Raw genomic sequence first — 22,075 nt, 5'->3', positions numbered from 1 at the left:
GGGAGACTACGATTCCCATCCGCCCGCTCTGCTCGTGCCGCTCCCCGATCCGTTCGTCGACCGCCTCCGCGAGATCGTCCCCGAAGGCCGGTTCGAGGCCGTCCTCGCCTCGTTCGAAGAGCCGCCCGCGACCGGCTTCCACGTCAACACGATGCTGCGGGACGAGGACGAAGTGCTCTCCGTGCTGGAGGACGAGGACGTGCCGATGGCGGCCGTCGAGGGCGTCCCCGGCGCGTATGTCGTCCCGGCCGACGGACGCCCGGCGCTGCTGGCCTCCCGGCCCTACGCCGACGGCCACATCTACATCCAGAACGTCTCGTCGCAGCTCGCGCCGATCGCCCTCGCCCCGCGCGTCGGCGACCGCGTGCTCGACCTCTGCGCCGCGCCGGGCTCCAAGACCGGCCAGCTCTCGATGATGGTCGGCAAGGAGGGCGAGGTCACGGCCGTCGAGAAGGCCCGGCCGCGGTTCTACAAGCTGAAGGCCAACGTCTACCGCCAGGGCGCGACCAACGTCCTCCCGTGGATGGGCAACGGGGCCGTCTACTGGCGCCGCGAGCCCGAGTCGTTCGACCGCGTCCTCGTCGACGCGCCGTGCTCGACGGAGGGCCGCTTCCGGACGCACGAGCCGGAGACGACGGAGTACTGGAGCCCGCGCAAGATCCGCGAGATGCGGTCGAAGCAGGTCAAGCTCCTCTGGGCCGGCATCCAGGCGCTCAAGCCGGGCGGCACGCTCCTCTACTCGACGTGCACCTTCGCGCCCGAGGAGAACGAGGCCGTCGTCGCCAAGATGCTGAACACGTTCGGCGACAAGATCGAGATCGTCGACGCGGGGCTCCCGACGTCCGGGCCGGTGGCCGAGCAGGTCACGGCCGGGCTCACGTCGTGGCAGGGCCGAGACTTCCCGCAAGCCCTCGAGCTGACGCGGCGCGTGCTCCCGAACGACGTGTTCGAGGGGTTCTACGTCGCCAAGATCGCCAAGCGCGGGAGCACCGTCGACAGCAAGTAGCGAGCCGCCCCGCGGCGATGCCGAGGCCGGCCCGCCCAGCCTCGGCGTGTCGATGGGCACGCCCGGCGGCGAACGGATCGGCCTCGACGGCCACGCCGCACGGGGCGCCGATCCACCCGGGCGCGACCGGCGGGCCGATGGCCTGCGCGTGGGAGCCGGAGGGGACGTCGTGGCGTGTTACGCGTGAGCCTACCGCGTGCGTGGGTTTCCGCTCCGCTCGCTCCTCAAGACGGCACCTCCACGTCTCTCACATACTTGGGCCCGACGCACACGCGGAGCGCCTGGGGCACGGCCTTGAACGTGACCGGCACGTTGGTCCGGAGCTCGCCGTCGACGTTGAACCACATGCCGGGCGTCGATTCGACGTAGAGCTCGGAGACCCGGTTGAACACGATGTCCTCGTCGTCGAGGTAGTCGCCGGCGAGGACGCGGGCCGCGAGGCGGGCGATGTCGGCCTGCGCCCGCACCACCACGACGTCGAGGAGCCCGTCTTCGGGGTTGGCCCGGGGCGCGACAGGCTTGCCGCCGCCGGCCGTCCGCGCGTTCGCCACGACCACGTTGTAGGCCGCGATCCGCTCGGCCGGCCCGCCGTCCCAGGCGAACTGCGTGTCGTAGGCGTCGAGGTCCGGCATGGCCTTGACCGCCCCGACGAGGTAGGCCAGCGGCCCCCACGTCGCCTTCAGCTCCGACGTCAGGACCTCGTCGACGGCCCCCGAGAACCCGCCGGCGCAGACGTTGATGGCGTAGTCGGTGTGGTCGTCGTCGCCGTCGTGCGAGACGCGGATGAGGTCGAGGCAGCGGCGCTCGGCGTGGCGGAGCGCGTCGAGCGCCTCGATGGGCGAGACCTTGAGCGGGAGCGCGAGCGTCCGGGCGAGGTCGTTGCCGGTGCCGAGCGGGAGGACGCCGAGCGCCGGGCGCGTGTCGGCGGTCGGGCCGGCGCGCATGAGCCCGTTCGCCACGAGGTGGACCGTCCCGTCGCCGCCGGCGGCCACCACGAGGTCGATGCCGGAGTGGGCCGCCTCGGCCGCCGCGTCGATGGTGTCGTCGGGGTCCTCGCAGTCCACGAGGTCGACGCCCGGGACCGAACGGAGGGCCTCGATGTCGGCCTCGGCAGCGCTGCCGGCGTTCGAGTTGTAGAGGACGAGCATGGGAGGGGGGCCAGGGACAGGCCAGTACGCCGGCCGCCCCCGACGGTGCCATCGACTGGGCAGTGACGCGACGGTGGCGACGCGGGGCCCGATCCTTGGGCCATGACCGACGGACGCTTCTACCTGTGTTCCTACTGGCCGCTCGTCAAGACGCTCGGCGGGCGCCGTGCGGTCGAGGCCTACGCGCTGCCGCCGTACGCGAACGGCATGAGCCGCCGCGAGCCCGACTTCGAGCACCCCCTCCCGGCGCTCACGTCGTCCAGCCGCGGCCGCGGGTTCGTGCCGCGCCTCCACGTGGGCGACACGGTCGTATTCACGACGACCAAGGGCAAGTGGGGTGGCGTGCCGGGACGGCCGGCCCACTGGCGGCTCGTAGCCGTGCTGGAGGTGGCCGAGCGGTTCGAGACGCACGCCGAAGCCGCCGCGTTGTACGCGGCCCGAAGAATGCGTCCGCCCGGCAACCTCGTCGTCGCCGGAAACCCGCCGCTGCCGGTCCCGCTCACGCTCCACCACGGGAAGGTCCACGACGGCGATTGGGACGCCGTCTGCGTCGAGCGCGCCGCCGACTGCGGCGTGGTCCTCGCCTGCGAGACGCGCGTGCTCGACCTGGTCGACCCGCCGCCGATCCTCCAGGACGACCTGCTCGCGCTCTTCGGCACGGTCCCCAACACGCGGACGCCGCCGGAGATTTCGGAGGCCCAGTTCGACCGGCTTCTCGCGATCGCGGACGCACGCCGCCCGACCGAGCGCAACGCGCTTCGCCGCGCCGCGTAGCCGGCCGATGCGCCGCGTGCTCGTCATCGGGTCGGGAGGCGCGGGCAAGTCGACGCTGGCCCGCGCGCTCGGCGCCCGCCTCGGGCTCCCCGTGGCCCACCTCGACCGGCTGTACTGGCGGCCGGGGTGGGAGGCGACGCCACTCCGCGAGTGGGTGCCGACCGTCGAGCGTCTCGTCACGGCCGACGCGTGGGTGATCGATGGCAACTACGGCGGCACGCTCGAGCGTCGCCTCGAGGCGGCGGACACCGTCGTGTTTCTCGACCTCCCGCGGGTGTTGTGCCTGGGGCGGGTGGTTCGGCGACGGCTGCGCTATGCCGGTCGGGCGCGGCCTGACGTGGCCGGGGGTTGTCCGGAGCGGCTCTCGTGGGAATTCGTCCGGTGGATCTGGCGGTACCCGGCGACGCGTCGCCCGGGCATCCTGCGGCGGCTCGACGCGGCGGCCGGCGTCCGCGTGGTCCGGCTCCGGTCGCGGCGGGAGGTCCGGGAGTTCCTGTCGAGCCTCCCCCGGTCGGTTAGCGCGCGTCGCGGGCCTTCTGTGCGTAGGCGAAGAGCGCCTGCTTGCGGTCCGGGTCGAGGCCCATCATCTGCGACGCCCCGTCGCGGTCGGCCTCGACGGCATTCCCGAGGGACTGCCGGATGCCGGGGTCGCCGCCGGTGAACATCCCCACGAGCTCGTCCCAGCGATCCACGAGCGTCTGGACGCGCGAGTCGGCGGGGTCAGTTCCGGCATCCATCTCGGCGCCGACCGCCTCGAAGAGGCGCGGCCATTCGGCCTCGACGGCGCGGATCGTGTCTTCGCCGAGGGCCTCGCTGCGGTCGGCGAGGTGTTGCAGCTGCTCGGGCGTGTAGTGTCGTTCGATATCGGTCATGGTCCGGGTGAGGGTGAGGAACGCGTCGGGGTCGACGGGCGCACCGGTGGAGGCGCGTTGGTGGAGGAGTCTCCCGAGGGCGTCGAGACGGTCGGCGAGGGCCCCGAGGCGGGCGGCCTCGGCGTCGAGCGCGGCCCGCTGGCGGTCCACGACTGCGACCGGGTCGAAGTCGGGCGCGTCGAGCGCCTCGCGGACCTGGTCGAGGCCAAGGCCGAGGGCCCGCAACGACGTGATCTGCTGGAGCCGCTCGACCTCGCGAACGCCGTAGCGCCGGTGGCCGGCGTCGGTGCGCGCCGGCGTGAGGAGGCCGACGGCCTCGTAGTGGTGGAGCGCGCGGACGGTGACGCCCGCCTGCTCCGCCAGCTCGCCGACGCGGAGGACGATCTCGGACATGGGCTCTGTGGGGTGCGGACCGGAGCGTACGGACCTCACGCCGCGTGAGGCGCAAGGGCCGCCGCGTACCTTCATCGTCTCTCCGCACTCCGCTCCATGCGTTTCGTCCTCGCCGCCCTCCTCATGGCAATTGCCGCCCACGCCCAGACCACGCTCGACTACGACGGCGGCTGGACCGACACCGCTTCCGGCACGGCCCACGTCTCGCTCCCCACGGGCTACGACGCCGAGCCCGATCGCGCGTGGCCGCTCCTCCTGTTCCTCCACGGTGCCGGCGAGCGCGGCGACAGCCTTGAGGCCGTCACCGTCCACGGCCCGGTCAAGGAGCGCCGGATGGGGCGCGACCTCCCGTTCGTCATCGTGTCGCCGCAGGTGCCGACGGGCCAGCGGTGGACCGCCGGCCGCGTCGCGGCGGTGCTCGACGACGCCCTCGCGACGTACCGCATCGACCCGGCCCGCGTGTACCTCACGGGCCTGTCGATGGGCGGCTTCGGCACGTGGGAGGCGATCCAGAAGATGCCGGATCGGTTCGCGGCGGCCGTCCCGATCTGCGGCGGCGGCCTCCCGCTCGGCCTCGATGCGGCGCGCGACGTGCCCGTGTGGGCGTTCCACGGGGCGATGGACCCCGTCGTGCCCATCGAGATGTCGGTCGGGATGGTCCGCGCGCTGCGGAATGCGGGCGGTGACGTCCGGTTCACGGTCTACCCTGACGCCGGCCACGATTCGTGGACCGAGACGTACGCCAACCCGGAGCTCTACGAGTGGCTCCTCAGCCACCTCCTCGGCGACTGACCCGGCCCGCCTCGACGCCGAGGCGGGCGCGCCCGGCTACTCGTCGGCCTCGCCGGAGGGTTCGGTGGCGGAGTCCTTGTCGTCCGCCGGGCCCGGTGCGGGCGGGGGCGTCCAACCGGCGAAGTCGGGCGTCGGCGAGACCGGCCAGCGGTCGGCCGTGATGGGGAGTGAGTCGTCGGCGGAGCGAGTGGCGAGGCTCATGGCGGTTCGGTCGTCTGGGCAGAGTGTGAACCGCTCGCCTCCGCCGACGTGCCGCCGAAGCCCCCGGAACCGGCATGGGGAGCGACCCCACTCGAGCGCCGGGGCGCTTCCCTGCCGCCGGCCGCTCAGGTCCGCGGGCGCGTCGTCGAGGCCGGCTTGGCGGCTTTTGCGGGCTTCGCCGGAGCCTGCGCGGGCGGAGGCGTCCAGCCCGCGAAGGAGGGCGTCGGGGCGACCGGCCAGCGGACCGGTGTGACGGGAGTCTGCGACTGGGGCATCCGTCCGGGGGTGTGGGACTCGGCAGGGATCGTCGCAACCGGACGATCGCTTAATTCCCTGGACGATACAACGCGGCGGCATTCCGGTAGAGCACGGCGTCGGCGTCGCCGGCGTCGAGCGTGTCGCGGACGATCTGGAGGTCGGCGTCGCGGAACGGGCGGGGGGCTCGCGTCGACGGCAGGTCCGTGCCGAACACGACGGCCTCGGGGTTCGCGGCGACCAACGTGCGGAGCGCGTCGGCCGGGTCGAAGGCGAGCCGACCGAAGCCCGTCGCTTTCACGAACGCGCCGTTGTCCACGGCGTGGACGAGCTGTGGGAAACCGTCCACCGACAGCCCGAGGTGGTCGATCACGACGCGCGGGAGATCCGCGAGCGGGAGGTCCGGGAGGTCGCGGGCGTCGACGTAGAGCTCGGCGTGCCAGCCGGCGAGGTCCCACACGCGCCGCGCGAGCGCCACGTCGAGCGCCGCGCCGCGCCGGAGCGCGAACCGGACGGCCCGGACGCCGAGCGCGTCGAGCCGGAGCACCTCGGCGTCGGCGACGTCGGGCGGCAGGTGGACGACGCCGACGAACGACGGTCCAAGCGTGGGGAGCGCGGCGTCGAGGTACGCCGTGTCGAACGCCTGGAACGACCCGGAGACGACGGCCCCGCCCGTCACGCCGAGCCCGGCCACGCGCCGGCAGTAGTCCTCGACGGTGAACGGCTCCGGCACGAACCCGTCGTTGGCGACGAGCGGGAAGCGCGGGTCGACGACGTGGAGGTGGGCGTCGAAGACCCGCATCACTCCGCCTCGGCGCCGAGGCGGGCCGAGTCGCGGTCGACGACGAGGTGGGGGAGCGCCGCCGGGTCCCACGGCCAGACCAGGCCCTCGGCGTTCCCGGCCACTCGCTCCGGGCCCCACAGGTGCTCCACCAGCCAGAACGCCGGCTCGTAGCTCATCGCGCCGCCCACAGAGGTGATGTACTTCCCGTCGACCACCAGCCGCACGTCGTCGCGGACGTCGACGGCGGGAAAGCGATCGGCGAGGGCGGCCCGGTCGGCGGGGAAGGTGGTCGCCACGCGCCCGTCGAGCATGCCGGTCGCCGCGAGTGGGAACGCGCCGTCGCACACCGTGATCACCCACTCGGCGGCCTCGGCCGTGCGGGCGATGTAGCCGAGGTAGGCGCCGTCTTCGAGGTCCGCGCTCATGCTCCCGTCGGCGCTCGGGATCACGAGGATGTCGGCCGGAGGTGCTGCGTCGAAGCTGTAGTGCGCCGCGACCGTGAGGCCTTCGAACGTCGTCACCGGGCCGCCGTCGGGCGACACGACGACGGGCTCGACGTAGTCCGCCTCGTCGCGGAAGCGCGTGTGGTGGAGCACGTCGTAGGGCGCCATGAGCTCGCTGTTGAACACGCCGTCGATGGCGACGAACGCCGCGAGGCGGACGGTCCCCCCCTTCCGCTCGACCTCCGCGATCCGTGCCTCGACAGACCGAGCCTCGGCGCTCGTTCCCGTGGGCGGGGCCTGGCAGGCCGCGAGCGTACCGGCGAGAGCGAGGGCGACCAGACGCATGGCGTGGGGGATCGGCGTGAGGGGGAAGCTACCCGCCCCATCGGGCGGACCCCCAACCGATCCCTTCGGCAGAACCCTATGCGATTCGAGCCATACGCGGACGAACTGCGACGGTCCCCCCATGCCTGAAGGTCCTGAGGTCCAGCGTTCCGCGGACCTCCTCGACGACGCCCTCGCCGGCCACACCATCCGCACCTTCGAGGCGCGGACGACGGCGGCGCGCGAGTGGCTAGCCGAGCACGAGGGCGCGTTCGAGGGAAAGCGCGTCGAGCGCGTCTGGGCCCACGGCAAGCACCTCGTGGGGCAGGTCGAGGGCGACCTCTTCTTCCACTCGCACTACCTCATGTGGGGCCGGTGGCACGTGGTCGCGCCCGACGCCGAGGAGGTGGTGACGAAGGACCGGCGCGAGCGGGCCCGGATCGTGACCGACGACGCGGCGGCCCTCCTCTACTCGGCGCCGAAGTTCGACGTCGGCCAGGGCGACCCGTACGCGGGCATCCCCGCCCTCTCCCGCCTCGGCCCCGACGTCCTCGACGAGCCGTTCGACGCCGACGCGTTCCTCGGCCGGCTGGATCAGGAGCCCGACCGGACCGTCGGCGCGGCGCTCCTCGACCAGACCGTGGCCGCCGGCATCGGCAACTACCTCCGGGCGGAGATCCTCTACGCCTGCCGGATGGACCCGTGGCGGCTGGTCGGCGAGCTCGACGGGGCCGAGCGCGGGTGCCTCGCCGAGACGGTCCCGCGCCTGAGCCAGATGGCGTACGCGCAGAGTGGGCGGACCGTCCCCGAGGCCGTGCAGGCGAAGATGGCGGCCGACCGCGACCTCCGCTACTCGCCCCACGCCCACGCCTGGAACACGCGCCACTGGGTCTTCCGGCGGACCAACCTCCCGTGCCTCACCTGCGACGACTACGTTCGCCAGGAGCACCAGCTCACGCGCGAATGGGTTGACGACGAGAGCGGCGAGACGGTCGAGAAGAAGCGGATCATCTACTTCTGCCCGACCTGCCAGCCGGTCTCGGTCGAGCCCAAGCCGGCCCGCCCGCACAAGGACCGCCGACCGCCCGACTCCGAGTGGGCCTCGCCCGATGACGAGCGGGACCCGGAGGACCGGTGACCGGCGGGTAGGACGCCTCGGGGGGCGCCGGGCTCCCGGGCGGATGAGGCCGACGGCCGCTCAGCGGCTCGCGTCCGAGAACGTCCGGATCGGCGCGCGGACGTCCCCGCCGATGTCGGTGACGAGCCGGAGGAGGGCCAACACGTTTCCCGTCGGCGCGCCCTCGAAGTCGCGGCCCAACGTGAGCGCGACCGTCTCGCCCGACCCCGCCATGTACTCGACCAGCCCCGAGACGCGGTACCGGTCGCCGAGGTCGGCGCTCAGGCCCGCCCGGTAGACGCCCTCCAACGAGGCGGAGAGCCGCCCGCCGGGGGCGTCGAACGCCAGCCGGCCACCGACGTCGAGCGAGAGGCCAGCATCGCTGCCGGCCAGGCCGTCCTCGTCGAGGAGACGGGCCACGCCGAGGACGGCACCGCCCTGCCGCTCGTAGCCGGCGGTGGTCCAGACACCGAGCCGGTAGACCTCCATCGCGTCGAACTCGTCGTCGGGGAAGACGACGGCGCCTCCGCCGGCCACGTCCCACACCCATCCGACGCGCCGCTCCGGGAGCGTCCCGATGGTCTCTGTGGCCTCCGCCAGCTTGAGCGTCTTGTCGAGGTCGATCTGCGCGACGAGCTCGTCCGAGCGGCGTCCGCGGAGCGCCTCAAGGGCCGACCACTCGTCGCCCCCGAACGGAATCGAGCGCTGGGCGGTGACGAGGTACTGGTACAGCGAGTCTGCCGCCTCGGCCGCTCGGCGGAGCGAGTCCGCGTCGGCCGCGAGCGTGGCGAGGATCTGCCGGGCGGCCCGGAGTTGCTGGCGGTACTCGGTGGACGTCGTGTCGATGCGCCCGGTCGCCAGCGAGAACCTGACGCCGAGGGCGACGGCCGGGACGGGCTCGGCGAGGCCGACGTCCAGGCGGTCCGTCATGGCCGAGAAAGCGAGCGTTCGACGGAACGCTTCGTCGGGGCGCGGGGCCTTCGCGTACGTCTCGTAGCTCAGCCCGCGGTATCCGTTCAGCCAGAACGGCGCGACCTGCACCGCGAACTGGTCGAACAGGTCGCCCTCCGTGGCCCGCGTAACGGCCGAGAGGGCGAGCGCCCGCGGAGTGCCCGGCCGTTCGACGGCGCTCGGCGAGCCCCCGAGCAAGACGAACCCCGGGGCGTCTGGAGGCCGGAGCGAGGAGAGAGTGACGGTGGTGTCGGCACCGCCGACCTGCGCGTGGGGGGCCGCCGCCGTGAGGAGGGTGACGGCGAGAGCCGCGGGGTGGAGCCAGCGGGGCGACGGAGTCATGGGAGGGGGAGGACGAGGACGAACTCGGCGAAAAAGATGTCCACCGACGGATCCGGCGGGTCCTCCTTGATGGCCCCGGTCCAGGGGTGGAGCCCGCCGTGGAGCGTGTAATCGATCCGGTTCCGGGCTTCCGGATGCGTGTGGTGGAGCGACGTCGTGCAGCGGACGCGGAGGCCGTGGGCCTCGGGGGCCGGGCCGAGGTCGAGGTCCACGTCGCCCACGACGTCCTCCACGCGGGGCGGCCGCTCGTCGACCTCGCTCGTGATGACGACGCGGGTGTGCGAGAGGGCACCCGACCCGATCTCCATCTGGAGCCGCGCCTGCCGGCCCGGGTGGAGGCGGTAAATGTGACGAAGGGTCTCGGACATGGGAGATTTGTAGGGGAGGTCCGCAGGCTACATCGGCCCCATGGATCTCGAGTCATGCGAGAGCAGGATTCGGACTCGGGAGTCCCCGGGGTCGGGAGGAGGACGGAACCTTCTCCGGCCCGCGGCCAGTCCACTCGGCTCCCTCGGTGGCCCCGGCCCCGACGCTCCCAACATGACGGACTCCGCTTCCTTCGCCGCCCTCGCTCTCGCGCTCGCCGACGTGGCCGCGCTCTCGGGACGCCACGACAAGGCCGACCGTCTCGGCGTGCTGTTCGCAGAGCTGGACGACGCCGACCTCCGCCGTGCCGCGCGCTGGGCCGCCGGCCGCGTGTTCTCACTGTCGGACCAGCGGACCGTGAGCGTCGGGTTCGCCGCGCTCCTCCGGGCGACGATGGCGGCGACGGGTGCGGAGGAGGACGACCTCCGCGCCGCGCTCGTCCGCCTCGGGGATCCCGGCGACGTGACCGCCGGTGCGATCGAGGCCCTGGTGCCCCCCGTCGAATCCGATCTGACGATCGAGGAGGCCGAGGGCTTCTTCGAGCAGGTCGCTGAGACGAGCGGCTCGACCGCCAAGACGGCGCTTATCGCGGGGATGCTGGCGCGCGTGACGCCGGAGGAGGCCCGGTTCCTCGTCAAGCTTCTCGCGGGGGAGTTGCGGATCGGGATGGGCGAGGGCGGCGTCGTGTCGGCGCTGTCCAGGCTGTACGGTCGGAAGGGGGCGACCGTCCGCCGGGCCGTGATGCTGACGGGCGATGTCGGCGAGGCGGCCGTGCTCGCGCGGCGCGACCGGCTGGCGGAGGCGCACCTGACGTTGTTCCACCCGATCACGTTCATGCTGGCCTCGCCGGCCGAGGCCAAGGGCGAGCGGACGTTGGCCGAGGAGGTCGCCCGACAGGTCCCGCCGCCGGTCGCCGTCGAGGACAAGTTCGACGGGATCCGCGCGCAGGCCCACGTCGCGGCCGACCCCGGCGACGAGGACCTCCACGGCGTGCCCGAGGCGGGCGCCCGCGTGGCGCTCTTCTCGCGGACGCTCGACGCGATCGAGCGCGCCTTCCCCGACCTCGTCCGTCCGCTGGCGGCGTTCGCGGAGGCGGCGCCCCGGGGCGTGATCCTCGACGGCGAGATCGTGCCGCTCGGGCCCCAGGGCGAGGTCGTCCCGTTCCAGGCGCTCCAGAAGCGGCTCGGGCGGAAGACGGCGTCCGAAGAGCTCCAGCGCGACGTGCCCGTCGCGTTCGTCGCCTACGACGTCCTCGCCATCGACGGCGAGCCGACGCTCGACGCGTCCTTCCGCGAGCGCCAAGCCCTCCTCGACCGGTTCGACTGGACCGGCCCGCTCCGCCGCAGCGTCGTCGCCGAGGTCCACGACCTCGACACGCTCGACGCCCTCTTCGACGCGGCCCGCGCGCGCGGCAACGAGGGGCTGATGGTAAAGGCGCTCGACTCGCCCTACAAACCGGGCCGGCGAGGGCGCGACTGGCTCAAGATCAAGAAGGCCCTCGCCACGCTCGACGTCGTCGTGACGGCCGTCGAGCGCGGGCACGGCGGGCGCCGGAAGCTCCTGTCCGACTTCACGTTCGCCGTCCGCGCAAGCGAATCCGACGGCACGCTCCTCAACGTCGGGAAGGCGTACTCCGGCCTCACCGACGCCGAGCTGGCGGCCCTCACCGAGTGGTTTGAGGAGCACACGCTCCAGACGTTCGCCCACGGGAAGGTGCGGACGGTCGAGCCCGAGGTCGTGGTCGAGGTCGCGTTCGACAACGTCCAGGTGTCGAAGCGGCACAAGAGCGGCTACGCCCTCCGCTTCCCTCGAATCGTCCGCCTGCGGGAGGACAAGCCGGCCGCCGAGATCGACACGCTCGCGACCGTCGCGGCGCTGGCGGGAGACGCATGACGTACGCCGCCCACCTGGCCGAAGCCCGCGCCACCTTCCGCGACTGGCTCGACGCGATCCCCGAGGCGGGCCGCGTCGTCGTGCTCTGCCACTTCGACGCCGATGGGCTGGCGGCGGGCGCGCTCTTCGGCCGCGGGCTGCTCCGCCTCGGGGAGACGCTGGGCGAGGTCGTCGTCGTGCCGTCGGGCCGCGACGAGTCGGCATTTTCGGACGGCGCCCGGGAGCGGCTGGCGGCCCTCGCGCCCGACGCGCTCCTCGTGACCGACCTCGGCGTGAACGCGCGCGGGACGCTGGAGGAGAGCGGCGTCCCGGTGCTGTACGTCGACCACCACCGGCCGAGCGGAGCGCCGGAGGGCGCGTTCGTCGTCAGCGGCTACGAGTGGGAGCCGATCCCGTGCAGCGCGTGGCTGGCGTATGACCTCCTCGCGGGAGAGGCCGAGGTGGACGACCTCGACTGGATCGCGGCCGTCGGCGTGATCTCGGATCTCGGCGAGAAGGCGCCGTGGCCGAGGCTGCCCGCCGTCAAGAAGGCGCGGACGGCCAAGTGGCTGAAGGAGACCGTCGCGCTCGTCAACGCGGCCCGCCGGGCGCCGACGTTCGACGCGCAGACGGCGCTCGATGCGCTGATGCGCTTCGACGACTCGAAGGCCCTCGCCCAGTCCGAGGCGCCGCCCGTGGACCGGCTCCGCCAGGCACGCGAGGCGGTCAAGGCGGAGCTGGCGGAGGCCCGCAAGGCCGCGCCCGTGTTCTCGGAGCGCGACGCGACGGTGCCGGCCGGCGTCGCGCCCGACGGGCTCCGCTTCGCCCTCGTCACGATCGACTCGCCGGCGCAGGTCCACCCGCTCATCGCGCAGCAGTGGCGCGGGCGGCTCAAGGGCTACCCCGTGATCTGCGCCAACGTCGGCTACCTCGACGGGATCGTGGCCTTCTCGACGCGGACGTCGCGCCGGGACGTCCGCCTGCCCGTCCTGTACCAGTCCATCGACACCCCGGGGTGGAACGGGCGGTGGGGGCACGGCCACGACCAAGCGAGCGGCGGCCACCTCCCGCCGGACGTGTTCAACGGCGTCCTCGACGCGCTCGGCTTCGGACCCGAGGCCCACGTGCCGGTGTAGGCCCGGTGTCTCCGCCTCGGGATCGAGGCGGGCGCCCTCACCCCCGGCCCCCCGCCCATGTCCGACTGGTTCACCGCCTCGCCCACCGCGCTCGTCGCCGTCGTCCTCTCGACGCTCGGCCTCTACGTGGTCCTCATCGCGCTCATCCGCGTCGTCGGGCTCCGAAGCTTCTCGAAGATGTCGAGCTTCGACTTCGCCATGACGGTCGCCGTGGGCTCGGTCCTGGCCTCGACGATCATCACGCCGAGCCCGCCGCTCCTCCAAGCGTCGGTCGCCCTCGCGAGCCTGTTCGGCGTCCAGCTCGTGATCGCGGCGCTCCGGAAGCACACGTCGTGGGCGGAGCACATCGTCGACAACGAGCCGATCGTGCTGATGGCCGGCGACCGGATCCTCTACGACAACCTGAGCCGGACGCGCGTGACGGAGAGCGATCTGTGGGCCAAGCTCCGCGAGGCCAACGTGCTCGACCCCCAGGAGGTGCGGGCCGTCGTGCTCGAGACGACCGGCGACATCTCGGTCCTCCACGGCCAGCCCGACCGCGTCGACCTCCACCCGTGCCTGCTCCGCGGCGTCCGCGACGCCGACCGCGTGGACCTCGGCGAGGACGACTATGAGGGGGGCACGGATGGCTGAGGGCCACGCCGTCATCCGCTGGGCGCGGCGGCTGGCGCCGCTCGTCGGCGCGCCGCTCACGCACGTCCAGATGCCGAAGCGGTGGGGCGACCGGCCCGCCGGCCTCGTCGGCCAGCACCTCCAGGAGCCGCGGACGCACGGGAAGCACCTGCTCCTCCCGCTCTCGGGGGGCGAGACGCTCCACTGCCACGGCGCGCAGTACGGCTCGTGGCAGGTCGGCGAGCGGCCCCTCGACCTGAGGAAAGAGGAGAAGCACGTCCGCCTCTGGCTCCAGACCGCCGCGCACGAGGCCGTCTTCTACCACGGCCCGACCGTTGAGCTGCTGACACCGGAGGAACTGGCCGAGCATGAGCGGCTCACCAGCCTCGGCCCGGACGTGATGGCACCGCTCCCCGACCACACGCCCGGCGGCACGTTCGACCGGGCTGAGGCCGCCCGCCGGATCCGCGCCCGCGGCGACGACCCGATCAAGCCCGTGGTCCTCGACCAGCGCGTGGTGGCCGGCGTCGGCAACATCTACGCGAGCGAGGGGCTCTTCCTGGCCGGCGTCGACCCGCGCCGGCCGGCCGCGGAGGTCACCGACGCCGAGCTCGACGCGCTGTGGGACGCCGTCCACCCAATGATGTGGGACGGCACGACGCGGTACGGCCGCACGAAGACGACGCCACCCGAGCTCCGCGAGCAGGGGCATGACCGGTGGGTCTACCAGCGGAAGGGGAAGCCGTGTCTCGTCTGCGGCACGCCGATCGAGCTCGTCCGCCTCCCGCCGTACGACCGGGCGACGTACCTCTGCCCGACCTGCCAGCACTGACCGCCTCGGTGCCGAGGCGGAGGGAGCGGGCTACCGGAGCCCGCGCTGCCAGCGCAGGGGCCGGCGCGGTGCGCGGCGCTCGCCGAGGGCGACCGTGCTCGCGGCGGCGAGGACGACGAGGAGGAAGGCGACGAGGGCGAGCGTCATGGTTCGGGAGGCGGGGCGCCCCCGAGACACGGGCCGCCCGCCGGAGTTGCCGGACGGCGCCCGCCCGGTCGGGCGAGGGCGCCGACGCTACTCCGAGACCATCCAGACTTGGTCGACCATCGAGAACCGGTTCCGGCCGTACGCCTCGTCCGCGACGGAGCGCGGGGTCAGGAAGCCTGCGCGGGGCTCGTACTCGAGCGCGCTCCGCGCGTGGGGCACGAACTGGCCGCCCGAGACGGAAAAGTGGAACACGCGGATCGGGGACCGGCCTTCCTCGCCGACCTCGATCCGGTAGTCCCCGTCCACGAGCGCGTCGCGCCGGAGGTTGCCCCGCCGCCCGCCGTTGTCGACGTTGATGGCCGTCCGGTGGGCGGTCCAGCCCTGATGCGACGCGAACACCGTCGACCCGTCCTCGTACGCGCTCACGCGCTGGCCGTCCCGGAAGAGGACCGGCCGGACCTTCACGCGGTCGCCGCTCACCTCGCCCGACCGGACCCAGTAGGTCAGCTCGACGTCGCCGTCGGCGTCGCCCGTCGGGGCTCGGAGCACGCCGTACGTGGCCCACGGCCCGTCGACCTGCCACGTCGTCGTCGGGTTGAACGGGTCGTCGCCCTCGATCCGCGAGAGGGTGTAGGGAATCGCGGTGAGGGGGGCGCCGTCGAGCCGGAGGACCAGCTCATAGTCCCCGGGGGCCGGCTCGTAGTCCAACAGGAGGTAGCGGAGCACGGCGAAGGTGGGGAGCCGGTCGATGGGGGTCACGGTGTCCGAGGTGGACGCGACGGTGGCCCCGGAGGCATCGACGACGGCGAGCTCGTACGTCCCGTCGGTCGGGAAGAGGACGGCGAACGGCCCCGTGCCCCCCGCGACGCCCGTCTCGGCCCTGGGGGCGGCGTGGAACAGGAGGTCGTAGGCGTCGGCCGCGGGGGCCGGGCCCGTGCGTGGGGCCCGGTCCGCGGCGGCCGACGCGGCGGGCTGGGCCGTGACCGGCCGTGGGTCCGCGGCCTCCTGTGGGGGGGGCTCCGGCGCGCGGTCGCGGACGGCGTCCTCGACGGTCTCTTTGGCACGGTCGAGCACCCGGCCGAGCTGGGCGTCGGCGGGCGGGGCGAGCAAGGCGACGAGGAGGGCGAGGACGGGGGTGCGCATAGCGGGTCGAGAAGGTCCGCCCCTTCCTCCGGTGCCGTCGTGCGCTCGGGGTCACGCTCCCGCCACGAACGCAGACCGCCCGCCTCGGGCGCGGGGCCGAGGCGGGCGGTGTGGCAGGGCTGCGGACGGCCGAACGCCGTCGGGGCCGCGCTAGGCGGTCTCGAGCTGGCGGGCCGGCTCGCCGACCGTCGCGTTCTGCGGGTCCTTGAGGAAGCTCAGGAGCGCCTCGTTGACCTCGTCGGTGTGCGTGAGGTTCAGCCCGTGCGGGCCGCCCTCGACCGTGAGCACGCGGCTGCCCGCGACGAGCTCGCTGCCGGTCTGGGCCGACGTCTCGAACGGGACGATCTGGTCGTCGTCGCCGTGGATGAAGAGGGCCGGCACGTCGATCTTGGCCGCGTCGGGGCGGAGGTCGGTCATGCCGAACGCGTCGACGCAGTCGACGATCGCCTTCGGCTGGGCGCCGGTCGCGATGCCCCAGTGGAAGTGGAGGAGCGGCTCCGAGACGCGGTCCGAGAGCTTGTCGTAGTTGACGAACTGCTTGCCGAAGCTCTCCATGAACGCCGGGCGGTCGTCCTTGATGCCGGCCTTCATGTCCTCGAAGGTGCTCTTCGGGACGCCGTTCGGGTTGTCGTCGGTCTTGAGCATGTACGGGAAGACGGAGCTCATGAACGTGAGGCTCCGGACGCGGTCGGTCCCGTAGCGCCCGACGTAGCGCCCGAGCTCGCCGCCGCCCATCGAGAAGCCGACGAGGTCGACGTCCGTCAGGTCGAGCGTCTCGAGGAGGTCCTTGAGGTCGGCCGCGAACGTGTCGTAGTCGTAGCCGCCCTGGACGAACGCGGAGGACCCGAACCCGCGGCGGTCGTAGGCGACCACGCGGTAGCCGGCCTCGGTGAGCGCCCAGACCTGGGGCTCGAACATGAACTGGCTGAGCGGCCAGCCGTGGATGAGGACGACCGTCCCGGCCGTGCCCTCGGGGTTGTTGTCCTGGTAGAACAGCTCGGCGGTGGGCTGGGCGGAGGTGGTGGTGATGTGCGGCATGAGAGGGAAAGAAGAGGGGGAGGGGAGCGAAGGCGCTTAGGGTGTCAACCGGCCACTCCGTGTCAGATTGGCGGTTTTTGCAATCATCATCCGCAGTTCAGGACGACGCTTACTCCATCCGGGTCGGCTTCCGGTCTTCCGCCGTCGGCGCTCCGGGAAGCCCGTGCGAACGCGCAACCCGGACGGTCGGCGGGCGTCCCCCTGGCCCTTCCTCGCCCGGCCCGATGCCCGCCTTCCCGTCCCCGTTCTTCCGCTGGCGCCCGCACCCGTGGCACGGCCTCGACGCAGGCCCCGACGCGCCGCGCGTCGTCACGGCCTACGTGGAGATCACGCCGTTCGACGCGGTCAAGTACGAGCTCGACAAGGTCACCGGCTACACGCGCGTCGACCGGCCGCAGCGGTCGTCGTCGCACCCGCCGACGCTCTACGGGTTCGTCCCACGGACGTACTGCGCCGACCGCGTGGCGGCCCTCTCCGGCCCCGAGGCCGAGCGCGGCGACGGCGACCCGCTCGACGTCTGCGTCATCTCCGAGCGCCAGATCGACCGCGGCGACATCACGCTGGCCGCCCGCGTCGTCGGCGGGCTCCAGATGATCGACAACGGCGAGGCCGACGACAAGATCGTGGCCGTCCTCCAGGGCGACCTGTTCTGGGGCGACGTCGAGGACCTCGACCAGCTCCCCGACAAGCTCGTCGAGCGGCTCACGCACTACTTCTCGACCTACAAGCTGGTCCCCGGCAGCAAGTCCGACGCGTCGATCGCTCGGACCTACGGCCGCGAGCACGCCTTCGAGGTCGTCGAGGCCGCCCGGGCCGACTACGCCGACGAGTTCGAGGGGCCGGGGTGAAGGCGGTCACGGGCTGGCCCCGCCCGCCTCGGCGCCGAGGCGGGCCTACTCGACGCGCGCCCCGTACGTCTCGGGCTGGCCCTGGAGCTGGAGCCCGACCGTCCGCCCGTCCTCGACGACGAACTCCCATGTGAGGTCCTGCCCACCGAAGTAGAACACGGTCTCCGACGCGGCGATGAGCGGCTCGGACCCGCCGGCCCCTTCGGGTTCCAGGTGGAGCTGGCCGCCTTCGAGGGTGATGTGGAGGAGGCCGAAGTTCGAGCTGTAGTCGCCGACGTGACGGGCGAGGACCGCGTCGGGGACGTCGGCGACGGGGCGGGGCTGGGGGAACTCGAACGGCTCGCCTTTCCAGATCGAGAGGACCGCGCCGAGGACCGGCGTCCGGTGGACGCCGTCGTCCGTGGCCTCGATGGCGTACGTCGTCCCCGGCAGGCCGCCCTCCGCGCGCTCGCGCCAGAGGCCGGTCTTGACCTCGTCGCCCTCCCCCCAATGCCCCACGAGGGGCCACGGCTCGTCCTGGACGAACCGGCCGAACACGTAGCGGCTGGCCCCGCCGTCTGCCAACGTCGGCGGGGTGAGGGCGGCGCGGACGAGCGAGTCGGGCACGATCCGCCCCGTCCAGAACGCGTCGTCGAAGGCGAGGAGGTGCTCGACCGACGCGTGGACGGCGTCGCCGTCGCCGCCGGCCCACGCAATCCATGGGACCTCGCCCGACGGTCCGACGAACGCGTCCGTCATCCCGGCCGGCTCGAAGACCCGCTCCCGGAGGACCTCGCCGTGCGGCTGCCCGGTGACGGCGCCGAGAAGCCAGGCGAGCGCCGCGTAGTTCGCGTTGTCGTACGCGAACGCGCTCCCGGGCGCGAAGGCGAGGCCCGGCCGGTGCTCGGCGAGGAGGGCCCGCGCCATCGCCGACGTCACGGGCCGCGTGGTGTCGGCGTGCGCGGTGATCGTCGTCAGGAAGTGGAGGCCGGCCGTCTGGTCGAGAAGGTGGCGGACCGTGACCTCGGGGTAGGGCCACGCGTCGAGGTGCCGGGCGACGGGGTCGTCCAGCCCGATCCGGCCGTCGGCGACGAGCGACAGGGCGGCCGCGGCCGTCATCATCTTGGAGACCGACGCGACGTAGAGCGGCGTCGCGGTCGTGACCGGCTCGCCCGCGTGCGTGCCGGCAGCGTAGCGGTAGACGATCTCCCCGCTGGCGTCGGAGATGGCGAGGGTGCCGCTGAAGAGGCCGTCGGTGTGGAGAGCCGCCAGCGCCGAGTCGAGCCGGGCGACCCGCTCAGCGCGGACGTCGGTCTGTGCGTGGGCGGCGGTTGCGAGGAGAATGGCGGCGAGGAGGGGACGAAGCACGGCGGGTCGGGGCGGCGGTCGGGGCGAACCTATCGGGCCGCTGGGGGGGCGACCGTCACGAATCGTCACGGGATCTCACCGCCGTCCCGCCCGGAGCGACCCGATCCCGAAGAGCGCCGCGACGGCGGCCAGCGCGAGCGCGATCCCGCCGTCGCCGCCCGCGTAGGCCGCGTAGGCGATCCCGCCCGTCCCGACGGCGCCGACGGCCGACGCCAGCCCGCGGACCGACCGCGCCAGCCGCTCGGTCGCCGCCACGGCTGCGGGGTCGCGGACGGTGAGCGAGCCCGCCTCGGCCTCGGCGAGGACCCGGTCGGCCCGGGCCGGGAGGCCGAGCAGGATCCGACCGGCCGACTGGACCTCGGCCCAGAGCGCCCGCCCGATCTCGGGCACGGCCTCGCGCGTGAGCGGCCGGATGTGCGGCTCCAGCACCCGGAGCGGGTTGACGTTCGGGTCGAGCGCGGCGCACAGGCCGATGAGCAGGAGCGCCGTCCGCTCCAGCAGGATCCAGTCGCGCGGGACGCGGAAGGCGCTGGCGAGGTCGGTCACGGAGACGCCGAGGTCGGCCATCTCGTCGAACGCGTCCATCTTGTGCTGGAGCGCCATGTCGAGCGTGAGGTCGCCGAGGCGCCACGCCATCGGGTCGGCCCCGCGGAGCATCCGCTCGTGGACGCCCTCGATGAGCTGGCGGACGGCCGCGTTCGCCTCCAGCGAGCCGCCGTCGGCCGTGAACCCCATCGTGTCGAGGGCGGCCGTGACGCGCGTGGCGTCGCGGGCGAGGACGCCGGCGACCATCTCGGCCAGACCCGTCCGCATCTCGGGCGTCAGCCGGGCGACGGCCCCGAAGTCGAGGAACACGAGCTCGAACCCGTCGGGCTGCGCCGGGTCCGGGCGGACGAGGAGGTTGCCCGGGTGCGGGTCGGCGTGGTAGAGCCCGTCACGGAAGATCATCGCGCCGTACGTGTCGAGGATCCGCTCGGCGAGCGCCGGCCGGTCCACGCCCGCCGCGTCGAGCGCCCCGAGGTCGCCGGCCTTGATCCCGTCCACGTAGTCGGTCGTCAGGACGCGCCGCGTCGAGCGTTCGGGGACGACGGCCGGGACCGAGACGCCGCGGCCCAGATTCCGCCCGATCTCGGCGGCGCTGGCGGCCTCGCGCTCGAAGTCGAGCTCGCCCAAGATGACGTCCTCGATCTCGCGGAACTGCTCGCGCAGCCCGCGAATCCCGAACACGCGCCCGACGGCCCGGAGGATGGTCTCGATGGCGCTGAGGTCGAGCCGCGCGATGGCGTCGATGTCGGCGTGCTGGACCTTCACGGCGACCGTGCGGAGGGCGCCGGCCGCGCCGTCGCCGCCGGGTGGCCCCCCCTCGGCGTCGAGGCGGGCGGAGTCGGGCGCTGTCAGGAGCGTCGCGCGGTGGACCTGCGCGAGCGAGGCGCTCGCGACGGGCAGCGCGTCGAACGTGGCGAAGAGCGCCTCGGGCAGGGCGCCCAGCTCGGCCTCGATCCGGGCGCGGGCGGCCTCGGGCGGGCTCGCCGGCACGCGGTCCTGGAGCCCCTCCAACTCCACGCGGAACGGCTCGGGGAGGAGCGTCGTGAGGACGCTCGCCAGCTGGCCGGCCTTGATGAACAGGCCCCGCAGCCGGAGGATGGCCCGCCGCACGCGGCGCCCGTTGCGGGCGTGGAGCGCGGGCGCCCGCCGCGCCCGCCAGCGCGGCCCGCGGAGCCGGGCCCAGACCTCGAACCACAGGTAGCTCGCGGCCACGCGGAGCGCCGCCGCGTAGGCCCGCGCGAGCCGGAACCGCCGCCGCGCCGGCCGCGCGACCTCGATGACCGCAGGGGCCTCGGGCGGGTCCGCCCGCCTCGGGGCCGAGGCGGGGGCAGGCGGAGCAGGCGCGGTCTCGGGGAGCATCGGGGTGCGTACGGTGCGACGATGGCGTTTGTGTCCTGCGAGGCCCGGGGTGGCTCGCCGTAGTCTCCGGGATGACCCGGACTCTCCTCCGCCTCGAAGGGCTGGCGGCCCTCGCCGTCGCCGTCTGGGGCTACGCGCTGACGGGCGCCTCGTGGTGGCTCTTCGTGGGGCTCCTCTTCGCGCCCGATCTCTCGGCGGTCGGCTACCTCCGCGGACCGCACGTCGGCGCCGCGATGTACAACGCGGCCCACACGTACGCCGTGCCTACCCTGCTGGCCGCCGTCGCGTACAGCGCGGGGTGGGCCCTCGGCCTGCCCGTCGCGCTCGTCTGGGCCGCGCACATCGGGCTCGACCGCGCACTCGGCTACGGCCTGAAGCTCCCCGACGGGTTTCACCAGACGCACCTCGGCCCCATCGGCCCCGCCCGCCGTGCCTGACCTCCCCCCGAACGTCGTCCGCACGCCCGACGCCCGCTTCGACGGGCTGCCCGAGTGGCCCTTCGCGCCGCAGTACCTCTGGGCCGACCTGCCCGGCCTCGACGGCCCGCTCCGCCTCCACGTTGTGGACGAGGGGCCGCGCGGCGCGGCCGAGACCGTGCTGATGCTCCACGGCGAGCCGTCGTGGAGCTACCTCTACCGCCGGATGATTCCGCCGGTCGTGGCGGCCGGCCACCGCGCCGTCGCGTTCGACTTCCCGGGCTTCGGGCGGAGCGACAAGCCGACGCGGACGAGCGCCTACACCTACGAGTTGTTCCGGGCCGCGCTCCTCGACGTCGTCCGCCAGCTCGACCTGCGGAACGTGACGCTCGTGGTCCAGGACTGGGGCGGGCTGATGGGCCTGCCGGCGGCCGCGCTCGACGTCCCGGACCGGATCGCCCGGCTCGTGGTGATGAACACGTTCCTCCCGACCGGCCGCGAGCGGCCGACGCTTGGGTTCAAGGTGTGGAAGGCGAGCGTGCGGGTCCTGGGCCGGCACCTCCCCATCGGCGCGCTGATGCGGATCGCGCTGCCGGCGCGGCAGGCGCCGTTCGTCCAGGGCTACACGGCACCGTTCCCGTCGGCGCGGCACAAGGCGGGCGCGGCGACGTGGCCGCTCCTCGTCCCGAGCGACCCGTCCGACCCGGTCGCCGAGGTGATGGTGCGGGCCCGCGCGGCGCTGGCGATGTGGGACAAGCCGTGCCTCCTCGTCTGGTCCGCGTCCGACCCGATCCTGGGCGGCGCCTGGAAAACGTTCGAGCGCCTCGTCCCGACCGCCGCGGCGCCGACGTTCGTGCGCGGCGGCCACTTTCTGCAGGACGCGAGCGGGGCCGAGATCGCCGATCACGTGGTCGCGTTCATGGACGCGGCGTCGTCCGCCTAGCAGCGCCGCCGGCCCGCCCCGCCTCGGCACCGAGGCGGAGGGGGGAGGAGATCGGGGAACGCCCTGAC

The 22,075-nt window shown here is 73.6% G+C and carries 22 protein-coding genes and 1 pseudogene; 12 read left to right on the top strand and 11 right to left on the bottom strand.

Annotated elements, in window-relative coordinates:
- Window positions 1-34: 34 nt before the first annotated feature.
- Complete coding sequence (locus tag BSZ37_RS02290; protein ID WP_218830367.1) at window positions 35-1,006, top strand: RsmB/NOP family class I SAM-dependent RNA methyltransferase; 972 nt, start codon at window positions 35-37, stop codon at window positions 1,004-1,006.
- Between the two features lie 224 nt (window positions 1,007-1,230).
- Here the strand turns inward: BSZ37_RS02290 and BSZ37_RS21785 are convergent, their stop codons facing one another.
- Entirely contained in the window at window positions 1,231-2,154 is a 924-nt protein-coding gene (locus tag BSZ37_RS21785) for a diacylglycerol/lipid kinase family protein (protein ID WP_179299443.1), read from the bottom strand.
- A gap of 102 nt (window positions 2,155-2,256) precedes the next feature.
- Between BSZ37_RS21785 and BSZ37_RS21780 the strand changes: the two genes are divergently transcribed.
- Complete coding sequence (locus BSZ37_RS21780) at window positions 2,257-2,928, top strand: hypothetical protein (protein WP_179299442.1); 672 nt, start codon at window positions 2,257-2,259, stop codon at window positions 2,926-2,928.
- Window positions 2,929-2,935: 7 nt separating this feature from the next.
- Window positions 2,936-3,421, top strand: a pseudogene (locus BSZ37_RS22755) (P-loop NTPase family protein); the annotation flags it as partial.
- A gap of 22 nt (window positions 3,422-3,443) precedes the next feature.
- Here BSZ37_RS22755 and BSZ37_RS02275 read toward each other — a convergent pair.
- Complete coding sequence (locus BSZ37_RS02275) at window positions 3,444-4,193, bottom strand: MerR family transcriptional regulator (protein ID WP_179299441.1); 750 nt, start codon at window positions 4,191-4,193, stop codon at window positions 3,444-3,446.
- Between the two features lie 96 nt (window positions 4,194-4,289).
- On the opposite strand from BSZ37_RS02275, the gene BSZ37_RS02270 reads away from it, so the two are divergent.
- Window positions 4,290-4,985, top strand: a complete 696-nt coding sequence (locus tag BSZ37_RS02270) for a carboxylesterase family protein (RefSeq protein ID WP_218830366.1) — start codon at window positions 4,290-4,292, stop codon at window positions 4,983-4,985.
- A 36-nt stretch (window positions 4,986-5,021) separates the two neighbouring features.
- On the opposite strand, the gene BSZ37_RS21775 is transcribed toward BSZ37_RS02270, so the two are convergent.
- From BSZ37_RS21775 to BSZ37_RS02260, 3 genes are all read right to left on the bottom strand, one after another.
- Window positions 5,022-5,186, bottom strand: coding sequence for a hypothetical protein (locus BSZ37_RS21775; RefSeq protein ID WP_179299440.1), 165 nt, complete (start codon window positions 5,184-5,186; stop codon window positions 5,022-5,024).
- 325 nt (window positions 5,187-5,511) lie between these two features.
- The gene (locus BSZ37_RS02265) at window positions 5,512-6,243 is read right to left on the bottom strand and encodes an amidohydrolase family protein (protein WP_095508986.1); all 732 of its coding nucleotides are present in this window, start codon (window positions 6,241-6,243) and stop codon (window positions 5,512-5,514) included.
- Window positions 6,243-7,013, bottom strand: coding sequence for a DJ-1/PfpI family protein (locus tag BSZ37_RS02260; RefSeq protein ID WP_179299439.1), 771 nt, complete (start codon window positions 7,011-7,013; stop codon window positions 6,243-6,245). The genes BSZ37_RS02265 and BSZ37_RS02260 overlap by 1 nt, the downstream gene beginning before the upstream one ends.
- A 121-nt stretch (window positions 7,014-7,134) precedes the next feature.
- On the opposite strand from BSZ37_RS02260, the gene BSZ37_RS02255 reads away from it, so the two are divergent.
- Window positions 7,135-8,130, top strand: a complete 996-nt coding sequence (locus BSZ37_RS02255; RefSeq protein ID WP_179299438.1) for a DNA-formamidopyrimidine glycosylase family protein — start codon at window positions 7,135-7,137, stop codon at window positions 8,128-8,130.
- A gap of 60 nt (window positions 8,131-8,190) precedes the next feature.
- Here BSZ37_RS02255 and BSZ37_RS02250 read toward each other — a convergent pair whose 3' ends face one another.
- Window positions 8,191-9,402 carry a hypothetical protein gene (locus BSZ37_RS02250; RefSeq protein ID WP_095508983.1) on the bottom strand — a complete coding sequence of 404 codons (1,212 nt, stop codon included), beginning with the start codon at window positions 9,400-9,402 and terminating at the stop codon, window positions 8,191-8,193.
- Window positions 9,399-9,770, bottom strand: a complete 372-nt coding sequence (locus BSZ37_RS02245; protein WP_095508982.1) for a hypothetical protein — start codon at window positions 9,768-9,770, stop codon at window positions 9,399-9,401. The genes BSZ37_RS02250 and BSZ37_RS02245 overlap by 4 nt, the downstream gene beginning before the upstream one ends.
- A 172-nt stretch (window positions 9,771-9,942) precedes the next feature.
- Between BSZ37_RS02245 and BSZ37_RS02240 the strand changes: the two genes are divergently transcribed.
- The 4 genes from BSZ37_RS02240 to BSZ37_RS02225 are packed head-to-tail and all read left to right on the top strand — an operon-like array spanning window position 9,943 to window position 14,220.
- The gene (locus BSZ37_RS02240) at window positions 9,943-11,661 is read left to right on the top strand and encodes an ATP-dependent DNA ligase (protein ID WP_179299437.1); all 1,719 of its coding nucleotides are present in this window, start codon (window positions 9,943-9,945) and stop codon (window positions 11,659-11,661) included.
- On the top strand, window positions 11,658-12,776 hold the full coding sequence (locus BSZ37_RS02235) for a DHH family phosphoesterase (protein WP_095508980.1): 1,119 nt from the start codon (window positions 11,658-11,660) through the stop codon (window positions 12,774-12,776). The genes BSZ37_RS02240 and BSZ37_RS02235 overlap by 4 nt, the downstream gene beginning before the upstream one ends.
- Before the next feature lie 57 nt (window positions 12,777-12,833).
- Window positions 12,834-13,409 (top strand): DUF421 domain-containing protein, encoded by a 576-nt coding sequence (locus BSZ37_RS02230; protein WP_095508979.1) that lies wholly within the window; start codon window positions 12,834-12,836, stop codon window positions 13,407-13,409.
- The gene (locus BSZ37_RS02225; protein ID WP_143537534.1) at window positions 13,402-14,220 is read left to right on the top strand and encodes an Fpg/Nei family DNA glycosylase; all 819 of its coding nucleotides are present in this window, start codon (window positions 13,402-13,404) and stop codon (window positions 14,218-14,220) included. Before BSZ37_RS02230 ends, BSZ37_RS02225 begins: the two co-directional genes overlap by 8 nt.
- 234 nt (window positions 14,221-14,454) lie before the next feature.
- Here BSZ37_RS02225 and BSZ37_RS02220 read toward each other — a convergent pair whose 3' ends face one another.
- On the bottom strand, window positions 14,455-15,510 hold the full coding sequence (locus tag BSZ37_RS02220; RefSeq protein WP_095508978.1) for a hypothetical protein: 1,056 nt from the start codon (window positions 15,508-15,510) through the stop codon (window positions 14,455-14,457).
- 150 nt (window positions 15,511-15,660) lie between these two features.
- The gene (locus tag BSZ37_RS02215) at window positions 15,661-16,548 is read right to left on the bottom strand and encodes an alpha/beta fold hydrolase (RefSeq protein WP_095508977.1); all 888 of its coding nucleotides are present in this window, start codon (window positions 16,546-16,548) and stop codon (window positions 15,661-15,663) included.
- Window positions 16,549-16,772: 224 nt separating this feature from the next.
- On the opposite strand from BSZ37_RS02215, the gene BSZ37_RS02210 reads away from it, so the two are divergent.
- Window positions 16,773-17,396 (top strand): inorganic pyrophosphatase, encoded by a 624-nt coding sequence (locus tag BSZ37_RS02210; RefSeq protein ID WP_095508976.1) that lies wholly within the window; start codon window positions 16,773-16,775, stop codon window positions 17,394-17,396.
- Window positions 17,397-17,441: 45 nt separating this feature from the next.
- On the opposite strand, the gene BSZ37_RS02205 is transcribed toward BSZ37_RS02210, so the two are convergent.
- Window positions 17,442-18,743: a serine hydrolase domain-containing protein gene (locus BSZ37_RS02205; protein WP_179299436.1), complete on the bottom strand. Its 1,302-nt coding sequence runs from the start codon at window positions 18,741-18,743 to the stop codon at window positions 17,442-17,444.
- 75 nt (window positions 18,744-18,818) lie between these two features.
- Complete coding sequence (locus BSZ37_RS02200) at window positions 18,819-20,648, bottom strand: ABC1 kinase family protein (RefSeq protein ID WP_095508974.1); 1,830 nt, start codon at window positions 20,646-20,648, stop codon at window positions 18,819-18,821.
- 71 nt (window positions 20,649-20,719) lie between these two features.
- Here BSZ37_RS02200 and BSZ37_RS02195 point away from each other — a divergent pair, with 71 nt between their 5' ends.
- Together BSZ37_RS02195 and BSZ37_RS02190 are read left to right on the top strand one after the other, a co-directional pair.
- The gene (locus tag BSZ37_RS02195; RefSeq protein ID WP_095508973.1) at window positions 20,720-21,085 is read left to right on the top strand and encodes a DUF4260 domain-containing protein; all 366 of its coding nucleotides are present in this window, start codon (window positions 20,720-20,722) and stop codon (window positions 21,083-21,085) included.
- The gene (locus tag BSZ37_RS02190; protein WP_095508972.1) at window positions 21,078-22,007 is read left to right on the top strand and encodes a haloalkane dehalogenase; all 930 of its coding nucleotides are present in this window, start codon (window positions 21,078-21,080) and stop codon (window positions 22,005-22,007) included. Before BSZ37_RS02195 ends, BSZ37_RS02190 begins: the two co-directional genes overlap by 8 nt.
- The last annotated feature ends 68 nt before the right edge of the window (window positions 22,008-22,075 follow it).

It is taken from the genome of Rubrivirga marina (assembly GCF_002283365.1).
Classification (GTDB): Bacteria; Bacteroidota; Rhodothermia; order Rhodothermales; family Rubricoccaceae; genus Rubrivirga; species Rubrivirga marina.
The sequence above is the reverse complement of the archived record's forward strand: the minus strand, read 5'-3'. Positions and strand labels throughout refer to the sequence as shown.